The sequence below is a fragment of the Mycobacterium lentiflavum genome, assembly GCF_022374895.2.
Lineage (GTDB): Bacteria > Actinomycetota > Actinomycetes > Mycobacteriales > Mycobacteriaceae > Mycobacterium > Mycobacterium lentiflavum.
The window spans coordinates 2,592,703-2,606,515 of sequence record NZ_CP092423.2; the positions used below are offsets into that span (position 1 = coordinate 2,592,703).

The window sequence follows — 13,813 nt, forward strand, 5'->3', positions numbered from 1 at the left end:
GCGAAACCAGCCAAATCAATCGAATCCGCGATGACACGACTTTGGATAGCCACATGCGAGATATCGCAGACCACCCCTACACTACGCGCACCCGGCGAACGCCGACGGCGAGCTAGGTTACCGGGATCAGCAGGCGGGGCGCGTTCAGCGGATGGAAACCAGTTGATCGATTGAATCCGCGGGCAAGGCGCCATCGCTCACCGCGGTCACCACCAGCTGGTTGAGTGTGATCGCGCCCTTGTGATTGTCGAGAAACGCGGTGTCGGAGGCATCACGACCCGTTGCGATGCGGACCAGGGTTTGCCGCGGCGCCAACAGCGTCGCATCGACTACCCGCCATTGCTGCTGGACGAAAGCCTCGGCCACCGCGTGAAAGTCCATGGGGGCCAGGCCGGGGGCATACACCGACACCAGGCGGGCGGGGACTTTCACCGCGCGAAGCAGCGCCACGACCAGATGCGCGAAGTCGCGGCACACACCTTTGCCGGCGAGCAGCGTCTCCACCGCCCCGTCGATCGGATCGCTGGAGCCGGGCACATAGTTCAGCCTGGTACCCACCCACGAGCTCACGTGCTCCAGCAGGGTTGCCGAATCGTGGTCGTTGCCGAATTCGGTTGCGGCAAAACCATAGAACTTATCAGCCTCGGCGTAGCGGCTGGGCCGCAGATACATCGACTGGTCGTAATCGGTCACCGGAGCGGGATCAGTCTGGCCCACCACGGTGGCCGCGTAGTCGACCTTCAGCGTCCCGACCCCGGCATCGAACTTGTGGATACGGTTACCGTGCACACCGCTGATTTCCAACGGGTGGACCTGCTGGCCGTTCAAGACGAAGCGCAGCGACTCGAAGACATCCGCGCCTGGATGCGGTGCAACAGCGATTTGAAACTCCAACGTCGTGGCCGCGGTGATTTCGACTTCGAGCTCCACGCCCACTTCTCGTCTCATAACGCCATACTGCGCCAGTGGCCCCGGATACGCCAACCGCAGGACCGGCCCTCGTGACTACCCAAGCGCTATTAGCCTGTGCCGCAACGTTTTAGCTGGGAACCTTAGTTGCCATCTCGTTGGCGATCTGCCTGGCCTGGTTGATCAGTCCGGGTGCACAGCCGTTGACGTCGAAGACCACATTGGACACCGCGGACAGAACATGCTGACATACCACGGGGCTGTTGGCCAACGTGTGCTGCAGGGCGATATTCGGCGGATTCCCGCTGATCTCTCGGAATGTCCACTCGGAGGTGGTTCCCTTGTTGACTTGAGTGACGGTTCTCCCGGCGCAATTCCGCCATTGCTCCGCCTGGGCGGTCACGAACGCCTGAGCCTGGTTTGCGGATGCGAAGATCACCGCACCCTGCACCACCACGTAGCCGGGGTTGCTCTGCGGCTTCTCCATCAACTGGGCCAGCATCGCGGTGTAGCCACTGCTCTTGTAGGTCTTGGTCTGGAAGCCGATCAGCGCTCCCAGGCACCTGTCGTCGGACAAGGTGTTGTCGGGGCCGGGATCTGTCATGTCCGTGGTGGAGTGATCGACGACGATGCCGGTGGTGCTGAGCAGAGTGTTGACCAGATCCGGTGACGCCAGCACCGAATTCAGTTGCGCGGGAGTCACTGTCGGTGCGGCGCCACGAGACGGGGTGCTGCTGCTGCTGGTCGCCGGGGCCCCGGTGGTGATGTCGGGTTGCGATGCGCCGGATTTGCGCACGGCCGCCCAGATCCCGGTGCCGGCGACGGCCGCGACGACGACCGCGATGGCGCCGATCATCAGCCCCAGCCGGCGCTTGGGTGGTGGAGGCGGCGTCCAGGGTGGCGGGTTGGTGACCCAGGCCGGCGGGACGGGTGCCGGTTGGGTCCAGGGCTGCGGCGGTGGGGCGAAGTGCCGGCTGTGGTGAATCAGGTCGGTCGCCCGGTCCTGGTCGGGGGTGCTGAGCGCGTGCAGGGCCGCCTGCGCAAGATCGCCCGCGGTGGCGTAGCGGTCGTTGGGGTTTTTCGCCATCCCGCGGGCGATGACCGCGTCGAATGCCGCCGGGATCGCGGGATTACGCTGGCTGGGCCGCGGGATCGGCTCCATCATGTGCGCGGCCATCAGGCTGCTGAGGCTGTCGGTCTGGAAAGGTGTTGCACCCGTGAGGCATTCATACAGCAGGCACGCCAGCGCGTAGATGTCGACGCGGTAGGTGGGGTCCTGCTTGCCGAATCGCTCCGGCGCCATGTAGTTCCAACTGCCCACGGCGGCACCGGTTTTGGTCACCCGCTGGTCGGTGGCCGCGGCGGCGATGCCGAAGTCGACCAGGTAGGCGAAGTCGCCCTCGGTGAGCAGGATGTTCTCCGGTTTGATGTCGCGATGGATGACGCCGGCGCGGTGGGCGGCGTCGAGCGCGGACGCGATCTGCTCGACGATGGCGACCGCGCGCGGCGGGGGCAGCGGTCCGCTGCGCAGCACCGAGCCGACGTCCTTGCCCTCGATGAAGCGCATGTCGATGAACAGCTGGCCGTCGATTTCGCCGTAATCGTGGATGGGCACGATGTGTGGTTCGGCCAGCCGGCCGGCGGTCTGCGCTTCCCGCTGCATGCGGCGGCGAAAGACGTCGTCGGAACCGACCTGCTCGGACACCAGCTTGAGCGCCACCACGCGGTCTTTGACGGAGTCGTAAGCCTCGTAGACCTCGCCCATCCCGCCGCGGCCCAGCAGTCGGCGCAGCTGGTAGTGCCCGAACCGGCTCCCAACGCGCGTTTCACTCATCGATGCCCCCCGGCGTCAAGCAACGGCCCTAACCCTCATCCGCGCGCATCGACTCGCGGATCTGCGCCAGCCGTTCGGCCGCGGCGCGCTGGCGCTCGTCGTACTGCTCGTCGGCGGAGCGACCCTCCGGGGATTCGGCGTCGAGTTCCGCGTCGCCCAGTGACGCCGCGTAGCGGGTTTCGATTTTCTCACGCACCGAGTCGAAAGTCGGTACACCCGCGCTGTCGTACCCGGGGTCGGGCGGGGCGGTACCGGGGTTTGCTGGTTCGTCGGGCATGGTTGTCACGCTACTGCCGGGTGGCTGCGTCCGGCCCCTCACGCTCGAGATAGCGCACCATCTGCTCCCAATAGACGAGCGACATCTGCAGCGCGGTAGCGATCGCCGCGGGCGCCAATCGACGGCGGCGGGCGGCTACCAGCGCGAACAGCGCCGCCCCGCGCACTGAATGCCATCCAGCGGTTACCTGGACGCGGTGTTGGCATGCTGGGCCGGAACCACCACCGGCGCGACCGTCGTCGCCTCGGCTGGCGGTGTACCGGGCAACGGAGCCCGCGGCACGCCGGGCGTGCCCAGCCGGCCGGCCAGCCACGGCAGCGCGGCCGCGAAGACGCGGTCGGCGAAGGGCCAGTCGTGCTTGCCGGGCTGGGGGAGCACCGCGCAGTCGATGCCATTGGCACGGCCGAGCGCACACAGTGAGTAGGCGGCCGCGGTCTGGTTGCTCGGGTTGGCGGCGGCCTCGCGCTGCGCCAGCCGCATCGCCGCGGTGTCCGCGACGGCGTGTGTGGCGGGCCCGCCATCCGACGAGATCGCGAACCAGCCGGACACGTCGTGGTACGGGCCGTGCCGGCGGATCACCGTGCTCGGGTCGAACGACGCCCACGCGTCGGCGTTTCCGCCGAACAGCCGGCTGATGGTTTGCGCCTTGGTGCCGGCGTTGGGGAAGAAGTCACCCGCGACGTCGACGAACGCGCTGAACATGTCGGGGTGCATGACGGTCAAGTCCACCGCGCAGGTGCCGCCCATGGACCAGCCGGTCACGCCCCAGTTGGCCCGGTCTCCGCTGACGCCGAAGCTGGTAACCATATACGGGACAACATCTTTGGTGAGGTGGTCGGCGGCGTTGCCGCGGACGCCGTTGACGCACTCGGTGTCGTTGTTGAAAGCCCCGCCGGAATCCACGAATACCAGCACCGGGGCCTCGCCGCGGTGGGTCGAGGCGAAGTCGTCGATCGTCTTGATCGCATTGCCGGCCCGCGTCCAGTCGGCCGGTGTATTGAACTGTCCGCCGATCATCATCACCGTCGGCAGCGCCGGCGGTGGGCTAGAGGCGAACCATGCGGGCGGCAGGTACACCAGCTCGCCGCGGTGCCTGAAGTGCGAGGCGGACGACGGGATGACCACCGGCACCACGCTGCCGTGTGCCGGCCGGCTTCCCTTCGCCGCCATCGCGGTAACGGTGGCCCGATCGGTCTGGTCGGGCAGCGGGCCGGAGGTGAGCTGACCCCACGCGGACTGCACGGTGGGGAAGTAGCCGACCCACAGATTGAGCATCAGCGCGGCGCACAGCAGGCACAACGGTACCGAGACCAGGGCAGCACCGCGCCGCCAGGCGGGTACGCCGCGCCAGCCCAGCAGCAGCACCGCCCCGGCCATGCCGGCGACCGCGGTCCACAGCCACAGCGCGGCCGGCGCGGGTTCATCGGACAGGCCCTGATCGACGACGTACCAGTGCGTTCCATACGCCGCGGCCCCACCGATCGCGGCCGCCAGCGGCAAGCACACCGCCCGCCAGCGCCGGGAACGCCAGCCAACGGCCAGCACCAGCACGATCGCGGTGACGACTTGGACGGTGATCGGTACCCAGCCGTGCATCAGCGAGGTATGGCTACTGGCGATTAACTGCCCGGTGGCATCCGGCGCCGGCGGTGTCACGCGATCCATTGTGATGGATTGTTAACCATCCCGGAACACATTCAACCGATGTTCCCGGCGGGGCCCGCTGCCCCCCGGCGCCGGGGCTAATGCGGTCTGGCCAGCGGGAATGGCAATGTCTCGCGGATGCTGCGACCGGTTATGAGCATCACGAGCCGATCGATGCCCATCCCGAGCCCGCCGGTCGGCGGCATCGCGTATTCCATGGCCTGCAGGAAGTCCTCGTCGAGTTCCATGGCCTCCGGGTCACCGCCGGCGGCCAGCAGCGATTGCGCCAGCAGCCGGCGCCGCTGTTCCACCGGATCGGTGAGCTCGCTGTAGGCGGTGCCCAGCTCGACACCCCACGCCACCAGGTCCCATCGCTCGGCGACGCCGGGTTGGCTGCGGTGCGGCCGGGTCAGCGGTGACACCGACGTCGGAAAGTCGATGTAGAACGTCGGCGCCTCGGTCCGGTGCTCGACCAGGTGCTCGTAGAGCTCCAGCACCACCGCGCCGGCATCCCAGTGGTCCCGATACGGAATGCGGGCGCGGTCGGACAGCTTGCGCAGCGCGCTCAGCGACGTGTTCGGGTTGATGCGTTCGCCTAGCGCGTCGGAGACCGCGTCGTGCACGGTCTTCACCGGCCACATCCCGGAGATGTCGATCGGTTCGAGACGGGCCTCGTCGTCCGGGTGAGGCCGCAGCACCGTCTGTGCGCCGTTGGCCGCTTCGGCGGCGTTCTGGATGAGCTCGCGGCAGCCGTCGATCCACACCCGGTAGTCGGCGTGCGCCTGGTAGGCCTCGAGCAGCGTGAACTCCGGGTTGTGGCTGAAGTCGACACCTTCGTTGCGGAAGGCCCGGCCCAGTTCGAACACCCGCTCCACGCCGCCGACGCACAACCGCTTCAGGTAGAGCTCGGGCGCGATGCGCAAAAACAGGTCCATGTCATAGGTATTGATGTGCGTGACGAACGGGCGGGCCGCGGCGCCGCCGTGAATCGGCTGCAGGATCGGGGTTTCCACCTCGATGAAATCCTTGGCGAACAACGTTTCCCGCACCGAACGCAGCACGCTGCTGCGGGCCGTCACCAGATTGCGTGACTCGGCATTGACCGCCAGGTCGACATACCGCGTGCGCACCCGCGTCTCCGGGTCGGTTAGCCCTTTCCACTTATTGGGCAACGGCCGCAAGCACTTCCCGACCATTCGCCAGTCGCTGACGATCAACGAGCGGGTTCCGCGCTTGCTGAATCCCATGTGCCCGGTCATTTCGACCAGATCACCAAGGTCGATGGCCGCGGTGAAATCGGCGGTCCGGCCGGACTCCAGGCGCGAATTGTCTAGCAGCACTTGCATTTCGCCCGACCAGTCACGCAGTTCGGCGAACAGCACACCGCCGAAGTCGCGTATCCGCAAAATCCGGCCCGCTACCGAAACCACGTCCTGGTCGTCGCTGTCGAGGGCGCGCGCGATGGTGTGGCTGGGCGGAGACCCCACCGGGTAGGCGTCAATCCCGTTGCGCTGCAGCGTTCTCAGCTTTGTCAGGCGGACCCGGACCTGTTCGGGTAGCCGTCGCCGATATTCCTCGGAGTCGACTTCGTCGCCGCGCTTGAGCCCGCTGACGTCCGGAGCCGATCCGTCCTCGTGCAGCAACCCGGATTCCGCGAGCCTGGCCGGCACGGCGGAGTGGTGCCCGGTGTGTACCTTGTCGCGCCGGCTGAACGGCAACACCAGGAAGCCTTCGGCCATGGCCGAGGCGACACCCACCCGCGGGATCAGCCGGGCGTCTTCGTAGCACGCATAGCGGGGCACCCATTCGGGTTGGTATTTCATGTTGGAGCGGTACAGCGTCTCCAGCTGCCACCACCGGGAGAAGAACAGCAGCAGCCCCCGCCACAGCCGTGCGATCGGACCGGCGCCAAGTTGCGCGCCCTGCTCGAATGCCGACCGGAACATGGCGAAGTTCAGCGAAACACGGTTGATACCAAGCCCTTCCGCGTTCAGGGCAAGTTCGCTGACCATGAATTCGTTGGTGCCGTTGGGCGAGTCGGGGGAGCGACGCATCACATCCAGGGAGACCCCGGTGCTTCCCCACGGAACCAGCGACAGCATCGCGACCACCTGCTCGTCGCGGTCCAGCGCCTCGACCAGCAGGCACTCCCCGTCGGCCGGATCACCCAATCGCCCCAGCGCCATGGAAAACCCCCGCTCGGACTGGGTGTCGCGCCAGGCGTTGGCGCGTGAAATCGTCTCGGCCATCTCCTCGGCGTCGATGTCGCGGTGCCGGCGGATGCGCACCGTCAGCCCGGCCCGACGCGCCCGCGTCACGGCCTGACGTACCCCGCGCATGTCCGGGCCGGACAGCTTGAAATCGGAAGTGCGCAGAATGGCCTCGTCGCCGAGCTCGAGGGCGTTGAGGCCGCGCTCCCGATAGGACTGGGCGCCTTGGGAACTGGCGCCCATCACGCCGGGCGCCCAGCCGTAGGTCTTGCACAACGCCAGCCATGCCTCGACGGCCTGTGACCAGGCCCGGGGGTCGCCGACCGGGTCGCCGCTGGCCAGGCAGACGCCCACCTCGACCCGGTAGGTGATCGCGGCGCGGCCGCTATGGGCGAATACCACCGACTTGTCGCGGCGGGTGGCGAAGTAGCCCAGCGAATCGTTCTTTCCGTACAGCTCGAGCAGACCGCGGATCGCGGACTCGTCCTCGCCGGTGAGCGCGTTGTCGGCGCGCTGGGATTGGAACAGCACGATCGCGGCCGCGATCAGGGCGAGCGCGCCGAACAACCCGAAGATCGCATTGAGCAGCACGTGCGGTTTGCCGGTGAACAAGTCGGGGTCGGCCAGCGCGAACCCGACGACCCGGTTGGCCACGTAGCCCAGCCGATCCTGTCGGGCCAGCGACCCCGGGAAGAGCTCGACCAGGCCCCAGGACAACAGGATTCCGATCACGTCCCCGACGACCAGGACGGCGGCCGCTTTGAACAGCGCGGCCCGTCGGACCTTGGCCCAGAACTCCCGATAACTCAACACCAGCAGGACGATCACGACGATGTGCATCGCGAACCCGAGGTTTTCGCCGAACGTCTCGGCTGCGGTGTTGTCGCCGGCTGCGATGTCGGCGGCGTTCCAGAATGCGGCCAGCACCATTTGGCCCAGCAGCACCCACCAGGCGATGCGTTTGCGGGCGGTCAGCGCCGCCGCCAGCAACGCCAGCACGAACGACCACGCGATGCTGGTGTCCGGGAAGTTGAACAGGTAGTCGTTGATGAACTCCCGCGGGCCCTTGATCAACCACCGGATCAGGGGCGACACGCTGCCGATCAGGGACAGGGTGGCGATGACGCCAACGGTCCAGCCGGCCGCCGCCGGTACCCACCTATACCGGGAACTCGACCGGCTGCCTGAACGAGGCCCCGAAGCAGCAGAAGCGAGAGTCACAGACCGCGAGGATAAGCCTTTAAACCATGAAATGCCTGGCGAAGCGCCAATCACGTCGGGACATGTTGTCCACTTCGGGCGTGGCGCGAACGCGCGGGTCCGGACGGCCTACCCTCGGCGGCCTCCGGCAGCTGAAATGCAGGAAGACGCCAGATGGCTGCTAGACTTGCCTCCGCGACCATCCCGGCTTTGGCCTGGGACAGTTAAGTGGAGTCCCACTCCCACCGCTAGCCGCGAGATATTTCAAGGCTTAGCGGTCCGGTCACCGGCACCGCAAGGTGCCTGTTTCGCGCATGGCGCGGACGGCCTGAACGTTTTCCAGGTCGCGATCGGTCGGCATTGGGCCCTGCTTCTGCAGGGCTTTTTTGCTGATGGTGTGGCGTTTCCACCGCTGAATCCCGACGGGCCCGAGCCACCGGTCGTTGCGAGACGACGAAAAGCCCAACAAGGGAGGCCCCATCAGCACTGAGACCCGCGTCAACGAGCGCATCCGCGTACCTGAAGTTCGACTGATCGGCCCAGGGGGGGAGCAGGTAGGCATCGTGCGCATCGAAGACGCATTGCGCGTCGCCGCGGACGCCGATCTCGACCTCGTCGAAGTTGCCCCGAACGCCAGGCCACCGGTCTGCAAGATCATGGACTACGGCAAGTTCAAGTACGAGGCGGCGCAAAAGGCGCGCGAATCCCGCCGGAACCAGCAGCAGACCGTGGTCAAAGAGCAAAAGCTGCGACCCAAGATCGACGACCACGATTACGAGACCAAGAAGGGCCACGTAATCCGCTTCCTGGAGGCGGGGTCGAAGGTAAAGGTCACCATCATGTTCCGCGGGCGCGAGCAATCCAGGCCCGAGTTGGGCTACCGACTGCTGCAGCGTCTGGGCGCGGACGTCGCGGAGTACGGCTTCGTCGAAACGTCGGCCAAGCAGGACGGCCGCAACATGACGATGGTGCTGGCACCGCACCGCGGCGCCAAGACTCGCGCCAGGGCGCAGCACCCCGAACAACCGGGACCCGCGCCGACGCAGGAGGCCGATGAGACCGATGCAGCCGGCGACGACGCAGCTTCACCCAACTGACCTGATAGCCAAACAGCGAAACAGTAAGAACTAGAGGAAACATGCCCAAGGCCAAGTCCCACAGCGGGGCGAGCAAGCGATTCCGGCGCACCGGGACCGGAAAGATCGTCCGCCAGAAAGTCAATCGTCGACACCTGCTCGAGCACAAGCCGAGCAAGCGCACCCGGCGGCTCGACGGCCGCACCGAGGTTGCGGCCAACGACACCAAGCGTGTCAACGCGATGCTGAACGGCTGACCTCAGCCACACCGAGCGCCGGCCAGGGCATACACCGACCTGGCAGGGCACCGAAGACCAGTTACGTCTGAACGAGAGTAGGAACATCCATGGCACGCGTGAAGCGGGCAGTCAACGCCCACAAGAAGAGGCGCAGCGTCCTGACGGCCTCCAAAGGGTATCGCGGCCAGCGGTCTCGGCTCTACCGCAAAGCCAAAGAGCAGCAGCTGCATTCGTTGCAGTACGCGTACCGCGACCGCCGTGCCCGCAAGGGTGAGTTCCGCAAGTTGTGGATCTCGCGGATCAACGCGGCGGCCCGCGCCAACGACATCACCTACAACCGGCTGATCCAGGGCCTCAAGGCCGCCGGTGTGGAAGTCGATCGCAAAAACCTTGCCGACATCGCGATCACCGATCCGGCAGCGTTCACCGCGCTGGTCGATGTCGCCCGGGCGGCATTGCCCAAGGACGTCAACGCGCCCTCCGGAGAAGCTGCTTAACCCCGGTGCTCACCGAGCGCTCGGCCCGGGTGGCCGCGGCGGTCAAATTGCATCGCCACGTCGTGCGACGGCGGGCGAACCAGTTCCTGGCCGAAGGCCAAAATCTGGTCGAGGCCGCGTCGTCGCGCGGCTTGGTTCGCGAGGTGTTCGTCACCGAACTCGCGGCGCAGCGGCATGCGACCTTGCTGGCCACCCAGCAGAGTCCGGTCCACCTGGTCACCGACCGTGCCGCAAAAGCCTTGTCCGACACCGTTACTCCGGCGGGGCTGGTCGCCGTCTGCGACATGCCGGCAACCGGACTCGAGCAGGCGCTGACCGGCTCACCACAGCTCGTCGCGGTGGCCGTCGAGATCGGCGAGCCGGGCAACGCGGGCACGCTGATCCGTCTCGCCGACGCCATGGGCGCCGCGGCGGTGATTCTCGCGGGACACAGCGTCGACCCTTATAACGGCAAGTGCTTGCGCGCGTCGGCCGGCAGCATCTTCTCGCTGCCGGTCGTCGCCGACCCCGACGTCGACGCGGTGCTGGGCGCGCTGCGTGCCGCCGGGCTGCAGGCGCTGGCCACCACCGTCGACGGCGGGACGCGTCTGGACGAGGCCGACGAGCTGCTGAGCAGGCCGACCGCGTGGCTGTTCGGCCCCGAATCGCACGGCCTGCCCGAAGAGATCACCGACCAGGCGGACCATCGGGTGCGCATCCCGATGTCGGGCGGCGCCGAGAGCCTGAATGTGGCTGCCGCCGCGGCGATCTGCCTGTACCAGAGCGCCCTGGCGCTGGGTGTGCTGCGGGGTTTCTAAGCGACTTTCTTTCGCCCGCCGGCGGGGCGCAGCCCGGCCAGCGAGAGCGTGGTGTGCACCAGCGACCCGGCCCGCTCGATCAGCGACTTGTTGCGAAGTGAACCGGGCGGAAAATAGTGCATCGGCAGCCCGCGGCGGTCACGCGGCGGCGCCATGAACTCGGGCGCCTCGACCAGCGGCGCGTTGAGCGGAACCCGGCCCTCGGCGCGGCGGTAGGCGGCCAGCGCCCGCGGATGCAGCCGGATCTCGTCGGGCACCGCCAGGAACGCCAGCGCGATCAGCTTGCCGAACACCCGCAGCAGGATTTCGTCACCCGGCGTCCAGCGCATGCCCGCCTTCTCGCGTACCGCCGGCTCGAATAGCCCGGCCGCGATCCAGCGCTGTCCGGCCACCAGCGGCTTGAAGATCTGGTCCCAGATCGGCGTGGGCATCAGGACGAACTTCGGCTTCGGGATGCGGATTTGGAAGATGTCCAGCGTCGCCTGGTTGATCTCCAGCTCGTCGCGGCAGACCCGGTCCCAGTACTCCTGGAATTCCTCCCAAGACTGCGGCACCGGCCGCATGCTCATGCCGTACATCCGGTACCACTGCACGTGTTCGTCGAACAGCTGGCGCTTCTCGGCCTCGGTCAGGCCGCCGCAAAAGTATTCGGCGACCTTGACGATGAGCATGAAGAAGGTGGCGTGCGCCCAGTAGAAGGTCTCGGGGTTCAGCGCGTGGTAGCGACGGCCTTCGGCGTCGATCCCTTTGATGGTGTCGTGGTAGTGCTTGATCTGCTCACCCGTCAGGGGCGCGCGATCGCCGTCGTAGACCACGCCCATGATCGGGTACACCGACCGGGCCACCCGCTGCAGGGGTTCGCGCAGCAGGATCGAATGCTGCTCGACGCCCGCACCGAGCTGTGGGTACATGTTCTGGATCGCCCCGATCCAGACCCCCATCATTCCGGTGCGCAAGTCGCCAAAGTACTTCCAGGTAAGGGAATCTGGCCCAAGAGGATCAGCGGCTGTGGTCGAAGTGGTTGTCATCACGACCTCCTACGTGCCCAGTGAGCTCACGATAACTCTGACAACGCGTGTTGTCTGCGTTTCGGCGTGCGCCACGCGAAGCGTTACCGAGATTCCACGCCCGCGTGGCAGCGTCGTGATCAGTCGGTTTCGTGCGATGTGTGACACAAACCGGACGGGCGTCATTGCCCGGCTCAGCCGAAACTACTTACCCTTGCCAGGTGGAACTCGCGCCGCGCGATCCGGATCCGGGCGAGTCCTTGGACAAGGACTCGGATTCGGTGACGACGGTGACGCCTCCCGGCTCAACGTCTTTCTCAGGAAGACGGTCTCCGGTGTCCAAACACGCCGCGGCCCAGTGGTGGCGGACCGCCAATCACAGCCCGGGCGTGGTGGCCTTCATCCGGCGGGCGCGGCGGATGCTGCCGGGCGATCCCGAATTCGGCGACCCGCTGTCGATGGCGGGTGACGGCGGTCCGCGGGCGGCGGCCCGCGCCGCGGATCGACTGCTGGGGGATCGCGACGCCGCGTCGCGCGAAGTCAGCCTGAGCGTGCTGCAGGTCTGGCAGGCGCTGACCGAGGCGGTGTCGCGTCGGCCGGCGAATCCAGAGGTGACGCTCGTCTTCACCGACCTGGTCGGCTTCTCGACATGGTCGCTGCAGGCCGGTGACGATGCGGCCCTCACCTTGCTGCGTCAGGTGGCTCGCGCGGTGGAGCCGCCGCTGCTCGATGCCGGCGGGCACATCGTCAAGCGGATGGGCGACGGCATCATGGCGGTGTTCCGGCGTCCCGACGTCGCGGTGCGGGCCGTGGTGCAAGCCGACACCGCGATGCGGGAGGTCGAGGTGGGCGGCTATCGCCCCCGGATGCGGGTCGGGATCCACACCGGGCGGCCGCAGCGGTTGGCCGCCGACTGGCTCGGTGTCGACGTCAATATCGCCGCGCGCGTGATGGAGCGTGCCACCAAGGGCGGGATCATGATCTCGAGTTCGGCGCTGGATCTGGTCCCGCAGCACGAGCTGGACGCCTTGGGTGTCGTCGCTAAACGCGCACGTAAATCCCTGTTCACGCCCAAGACCCCGGGCATCCCGCCGGATTTGGCGATATACCGCTTGGAACACTATTAGCGAAGTCACAGCGTCCCATCACGAAGACGAAACAATTCAGCCCGCATAATGGAATCAGTGTTTGGGGGATTCCTATCCCGGCTCGGCCGGATCCGTTTCACCGTGGGGTATGCCGCGGTGCTGCTTGCGGTGAGCTGCGCCATCCTGGTGCTCGGCCGGCACGCGCATGACATCATCGTCGCCCGTGCCAGCACCAACCTGCACAACTTGGCGCACGGACACATCGGAACACTGCTGGGCAGTGCGCTGGTCGTCGACGCCGGTCCGCTGTGGTTCTGGTTACCGTTTTTGACCTGCCTGCTGGCGCTGGCCGAGCTGCATCTGCAGACCGTCCGGTTGATGATCGCGTTCGTCGTCGGCCACATCGGCGCGACGTTGGTCGTGGCGGCTGCTCTTGCCTCCGCGGTCGAGTTCGGCTGGCTGCCGATATCGATCTCGCGGGCCAGCGACGTCGGGATGAGCTATGGCGCACTGGCGGTGCTCGGCGCGATGACGGCCGCGATACCGCAGCGCTGGCGTCCGGCGTGGATCGGCTGGTGGGTCTCGGCGGGCCTGGCCTCGGCGATCATCGGCGCCGACTTCACCGACGCGGGGCACACCGTCGCCGTGATCCTGGGCGTCCTGGTTTCCGCCCGGTTCCGTCAACCGATCCGCTGGACGCCGGTGCTGATCGCGATGCTGGTGGCGTCGTCCGGCTTCGGTTTCCTGGTCCTGGCTCACCACTGGGGAACGATGGTCGCGGCTCCGGTCGTCGGGGCGCTCGGCGCCGTGGTGGCGTACAAGCTCGCCCAGCTCAGGGCGTCGCGCAGCACGGCGCCGGTCTCGGCGGCAGCCGGCGAACAGGCGCCCACCGCCCTGCAGCCGGCCCTGGTCGGCTAATCCTTCGCTGCCCGCCGAAGCGCGTTCAGTTCACTGGACTCGGTCACATATGATCGGCACTCGACCCGTGCCTGTTTTTCAGCACCGCTCGCTGGCAATACGGGCAGCCCCTACAGC

The 13,813-nt window shown here is 67.0% G+C and carries 13 protein-coding genes; 6 read left to right on the top strand and 7 right to left on the bottom strand.

Annotated elements, in window-relative coordinates; genetic code table 11:
- Positions 1 to 144: 144 nt before the first annotated feature.
- The 6 genes from MJO58_RS12315 to lysX all read right to left on the bottom strand — a co-directional run bounded on the left by MJO58_RS12315 (position 145) and on the right by lysX (position 8,095).
- Positions 145 to 948, bottom strand: coding sequence for a transglutaminase-like domain-containing protein (locus tag MJO58_RS12315; protein WP_090601728.1), 804 nt, complete (start codon positions 946 to 948; stop codon positions 145 to 147).
- A 91-nt stretch (positions 949 to 1,039) separates the two neighbouring features.
- Positions 1,040 to 2,743 carry a serine/threonine-protein kinase PknH/PknJ gene (locus MJO58_RS12320; protein WP_239722975.1) on the bottom strand — a complete coding sequence of 568 codons (1,704 nt, stop codon included), beginning with the start codon at positions 2,741 to 2,743 and terminating at the stop codon, positions 1,040 to 1,042.
- Positions 2,744 to 2,771: 28 nt separating this feature from the next.
- Positions 2,772 to 3,020: a hypothetical protein gene (locus MJO58_RS12325; protein ID WP_239722976.1), complete on the bottom strand. Its 249-nt coding sequence runs from the start codon at positions 3,018 to 3,020 to the stop codon at positions 2,772 to 2,774.
- Positions 3,021 to 3,030: 10 nt separating this feature from the next.
- Positions 3,031 to 3,186 (bottom strand): hypothetical protein, encoded by a 156-nt coding sequence (locus tag MJO58_RS12330; protein WP_239723491.1) that lies wholly within the window; start codon positions 3,184 to 3,186, stop codon positions 3,031 to 3,033.
- A gap of 17 nt (positions 3,187 to 3,203) precedes the next feature.
- Entirely contained in the window at positions 3,204 to 4,685 is a 1,482-nt protein-coding gene (locus tag MJO58_RS12335) for an alpha/beta hydrolase (RefSeq protein WP_434086347.1), read from the bottom strand.
- Positions 4,686 to 4,762: 77 nt separating this feature from the next.
- Positions 4,763 to 8,095, bottom strand: a complete 3,333-nt coding sequence (gene lysX / locus MJO58_RS12340) for a bifunctional lysylphosphatidylglycerol synthetase/lysine--tRNA ligase LysX (RefSeq protein ID WP_090601730.1) — start codon at positions 8,093 to 8,095, stop codon at positions 4,763 to 4,765.
- Between the two features lie 458 nt (positions 8,096 to 8,553).
- Between lysX and infC the strand changes: the two genes are divergently transcribed.
- The 4 genes from infC (at position 8,554) to MJO58_RS12360 (ending at position 10,683) form a co-directional block, all read left to right on the top strand.
- Positions 8,554 to 9,171, top strand: coding sequence for a translation initiation factor IF-3 (gene infC, locus MJO58_RS12345; protein WP_090608917.1), 618 nt, complete (start codon positions 8,554 to 8,556; stop codon positions 9,169 to 9,171).
- A gap of 41 nt (positions 9,172 to 9,212) precedes the next feature.
- On the top strand, positions 9,213 to 9,407 hold the full coding sequence (gene rpmI, locus MJO58_RS12350; protein WP_090601731.1) for a 50S ribosomal protein L35: 195 nt from the start codon (positions 9,213 to 9,215) through the stop codon (positions 9,405 to 9,407).
- Between the two features lie 89 nt (positions 9,408 to 9,496).
- Entirely contained in the window at positions 9,497 to 9,886 is a 390-nt protein-coding gene (gene rplT, locus MJO58_RS12355) for a 50S ribosomal protein L20 (RefSeq protein ID WP_036468879.1), read from the top strand.
- Between the two features lie 5 nt (positions 9,887 to 9,891).
- The gene (locus tag MJO58_RS12360; RefSeq protein WP_239722977.1) at positions 9,892 to 10,683 is read left to right on the top strand and encodes a TrmH family RNA methyltransferase; all 792 of its coding nucleotides are present in this window, start codon (positions 9,892 to 9,894) and stop codon (positions 10,681 to 10,683) included.
- Here the strand turns inward: MJO58_RS12360 and MJO58_RS12365 are convergent.
- Positions 10,680 to 11,711, bottom strand: coding sequence for an oxygenase MpaB family protein (locus MJO58_RS12365; protein ID WP_090601733.1), 1,032 nt, complete (start codon positions 11,709 to 11,711; stop codon positions 10,680 to 10,682). The genes MJO58_RS12360 and MJO58_RS12365 overlap by 4 nt on opposite strands.
- 200 nt (positions 11,712 to 11,911) lie before the next feature.
- Here MJO58_RS12365 and MJO58_RS12370 point away from each other — a divergent pair, with 200 nt between their 5' ends.
- The gene (locus tag MJO58_RS12370) at positions 11,912 to 12,817 is read left to right on the top strand and encodes an adenylate/guanylate cyclase domain-containing protein (protein WP_434086348.1); all 906 of its coding nucleotides are present in this window, start codon (positions 11,912 to 11,914) and stop codon (positions 12,815 to 12,817) included.
- Positions 12,818 to 12,874: 57 nt separating this feature from the next.
- Positions 12,875 to 13,696: a rhomboid-like protein gene (locus MJO58_RS12375; RefSeq protein WP_239722978.1), complete on the top strand. Its 822-nt coding sequence runs from the start codon at positions 12,875 to 12,877 to the stop codon at positions 13,694 to 13,696.
- The last annotated feature ends 117 nt before the right edge of the window (positions 13,697 to 13,813 follow it).

What these genes read in the sequence shown, in the direction of transcription:
- MJO58_RS12315 (WP_090601728.1), bottom strand. Translation starts at nt 948, where the DNA reads ATGAGACGAGAAGTGGGCGTGGAGCTCGAAGTCGAAATCACCGCGGCC.
- MJO58_RS12320 (WP_239722975.1), bottom strand. Translation starts at nt 2,743, where the DNA reads ATGAGTGAAACGCGCGTTGGGAGCCGGTTCGGGCACTACCAGCTGCGC.
- MJO58_RS12325 (WP_239722976.1), bottom strand. Translation starts at nt 3,020, where the DNA reads ATGCCCGACGAACCAGCAAACCCCGGTACCGCCCCGCCCGACCCCGGG.
- MJO58_RS12335 (WP_434086347.1), bottom strand. Translation starts at nt 4,685, where the DNA reads ATGGATCGCGTGACACCGCCGGCGCCGGATGCCACCGGGCAGTTAATC.
- rpmI (WP_090601731.1), top strand. Translation starts at nt 9,213, where the DNA reads ATGCCCAAGGCCAAGTCCCACAGCGGGGCGAGCAAGCGATTCCGGCGC.
- rplT (WP_036468879.1), top strand. Translation starts at nt 9,497, where the DNA reads ATGGCACGCGTGAAGCGGGCAGTCAACGCCCACAAGAAGAGGCGCAGC.
- MJO58_RS12365 (WP_090601733.1), bottom strand. Translation starts at nt 11,711, where the DNA reads ATGACAACCACTTCGACCACAGCCGCTGATCCTCTTGGGCCAGATTCC.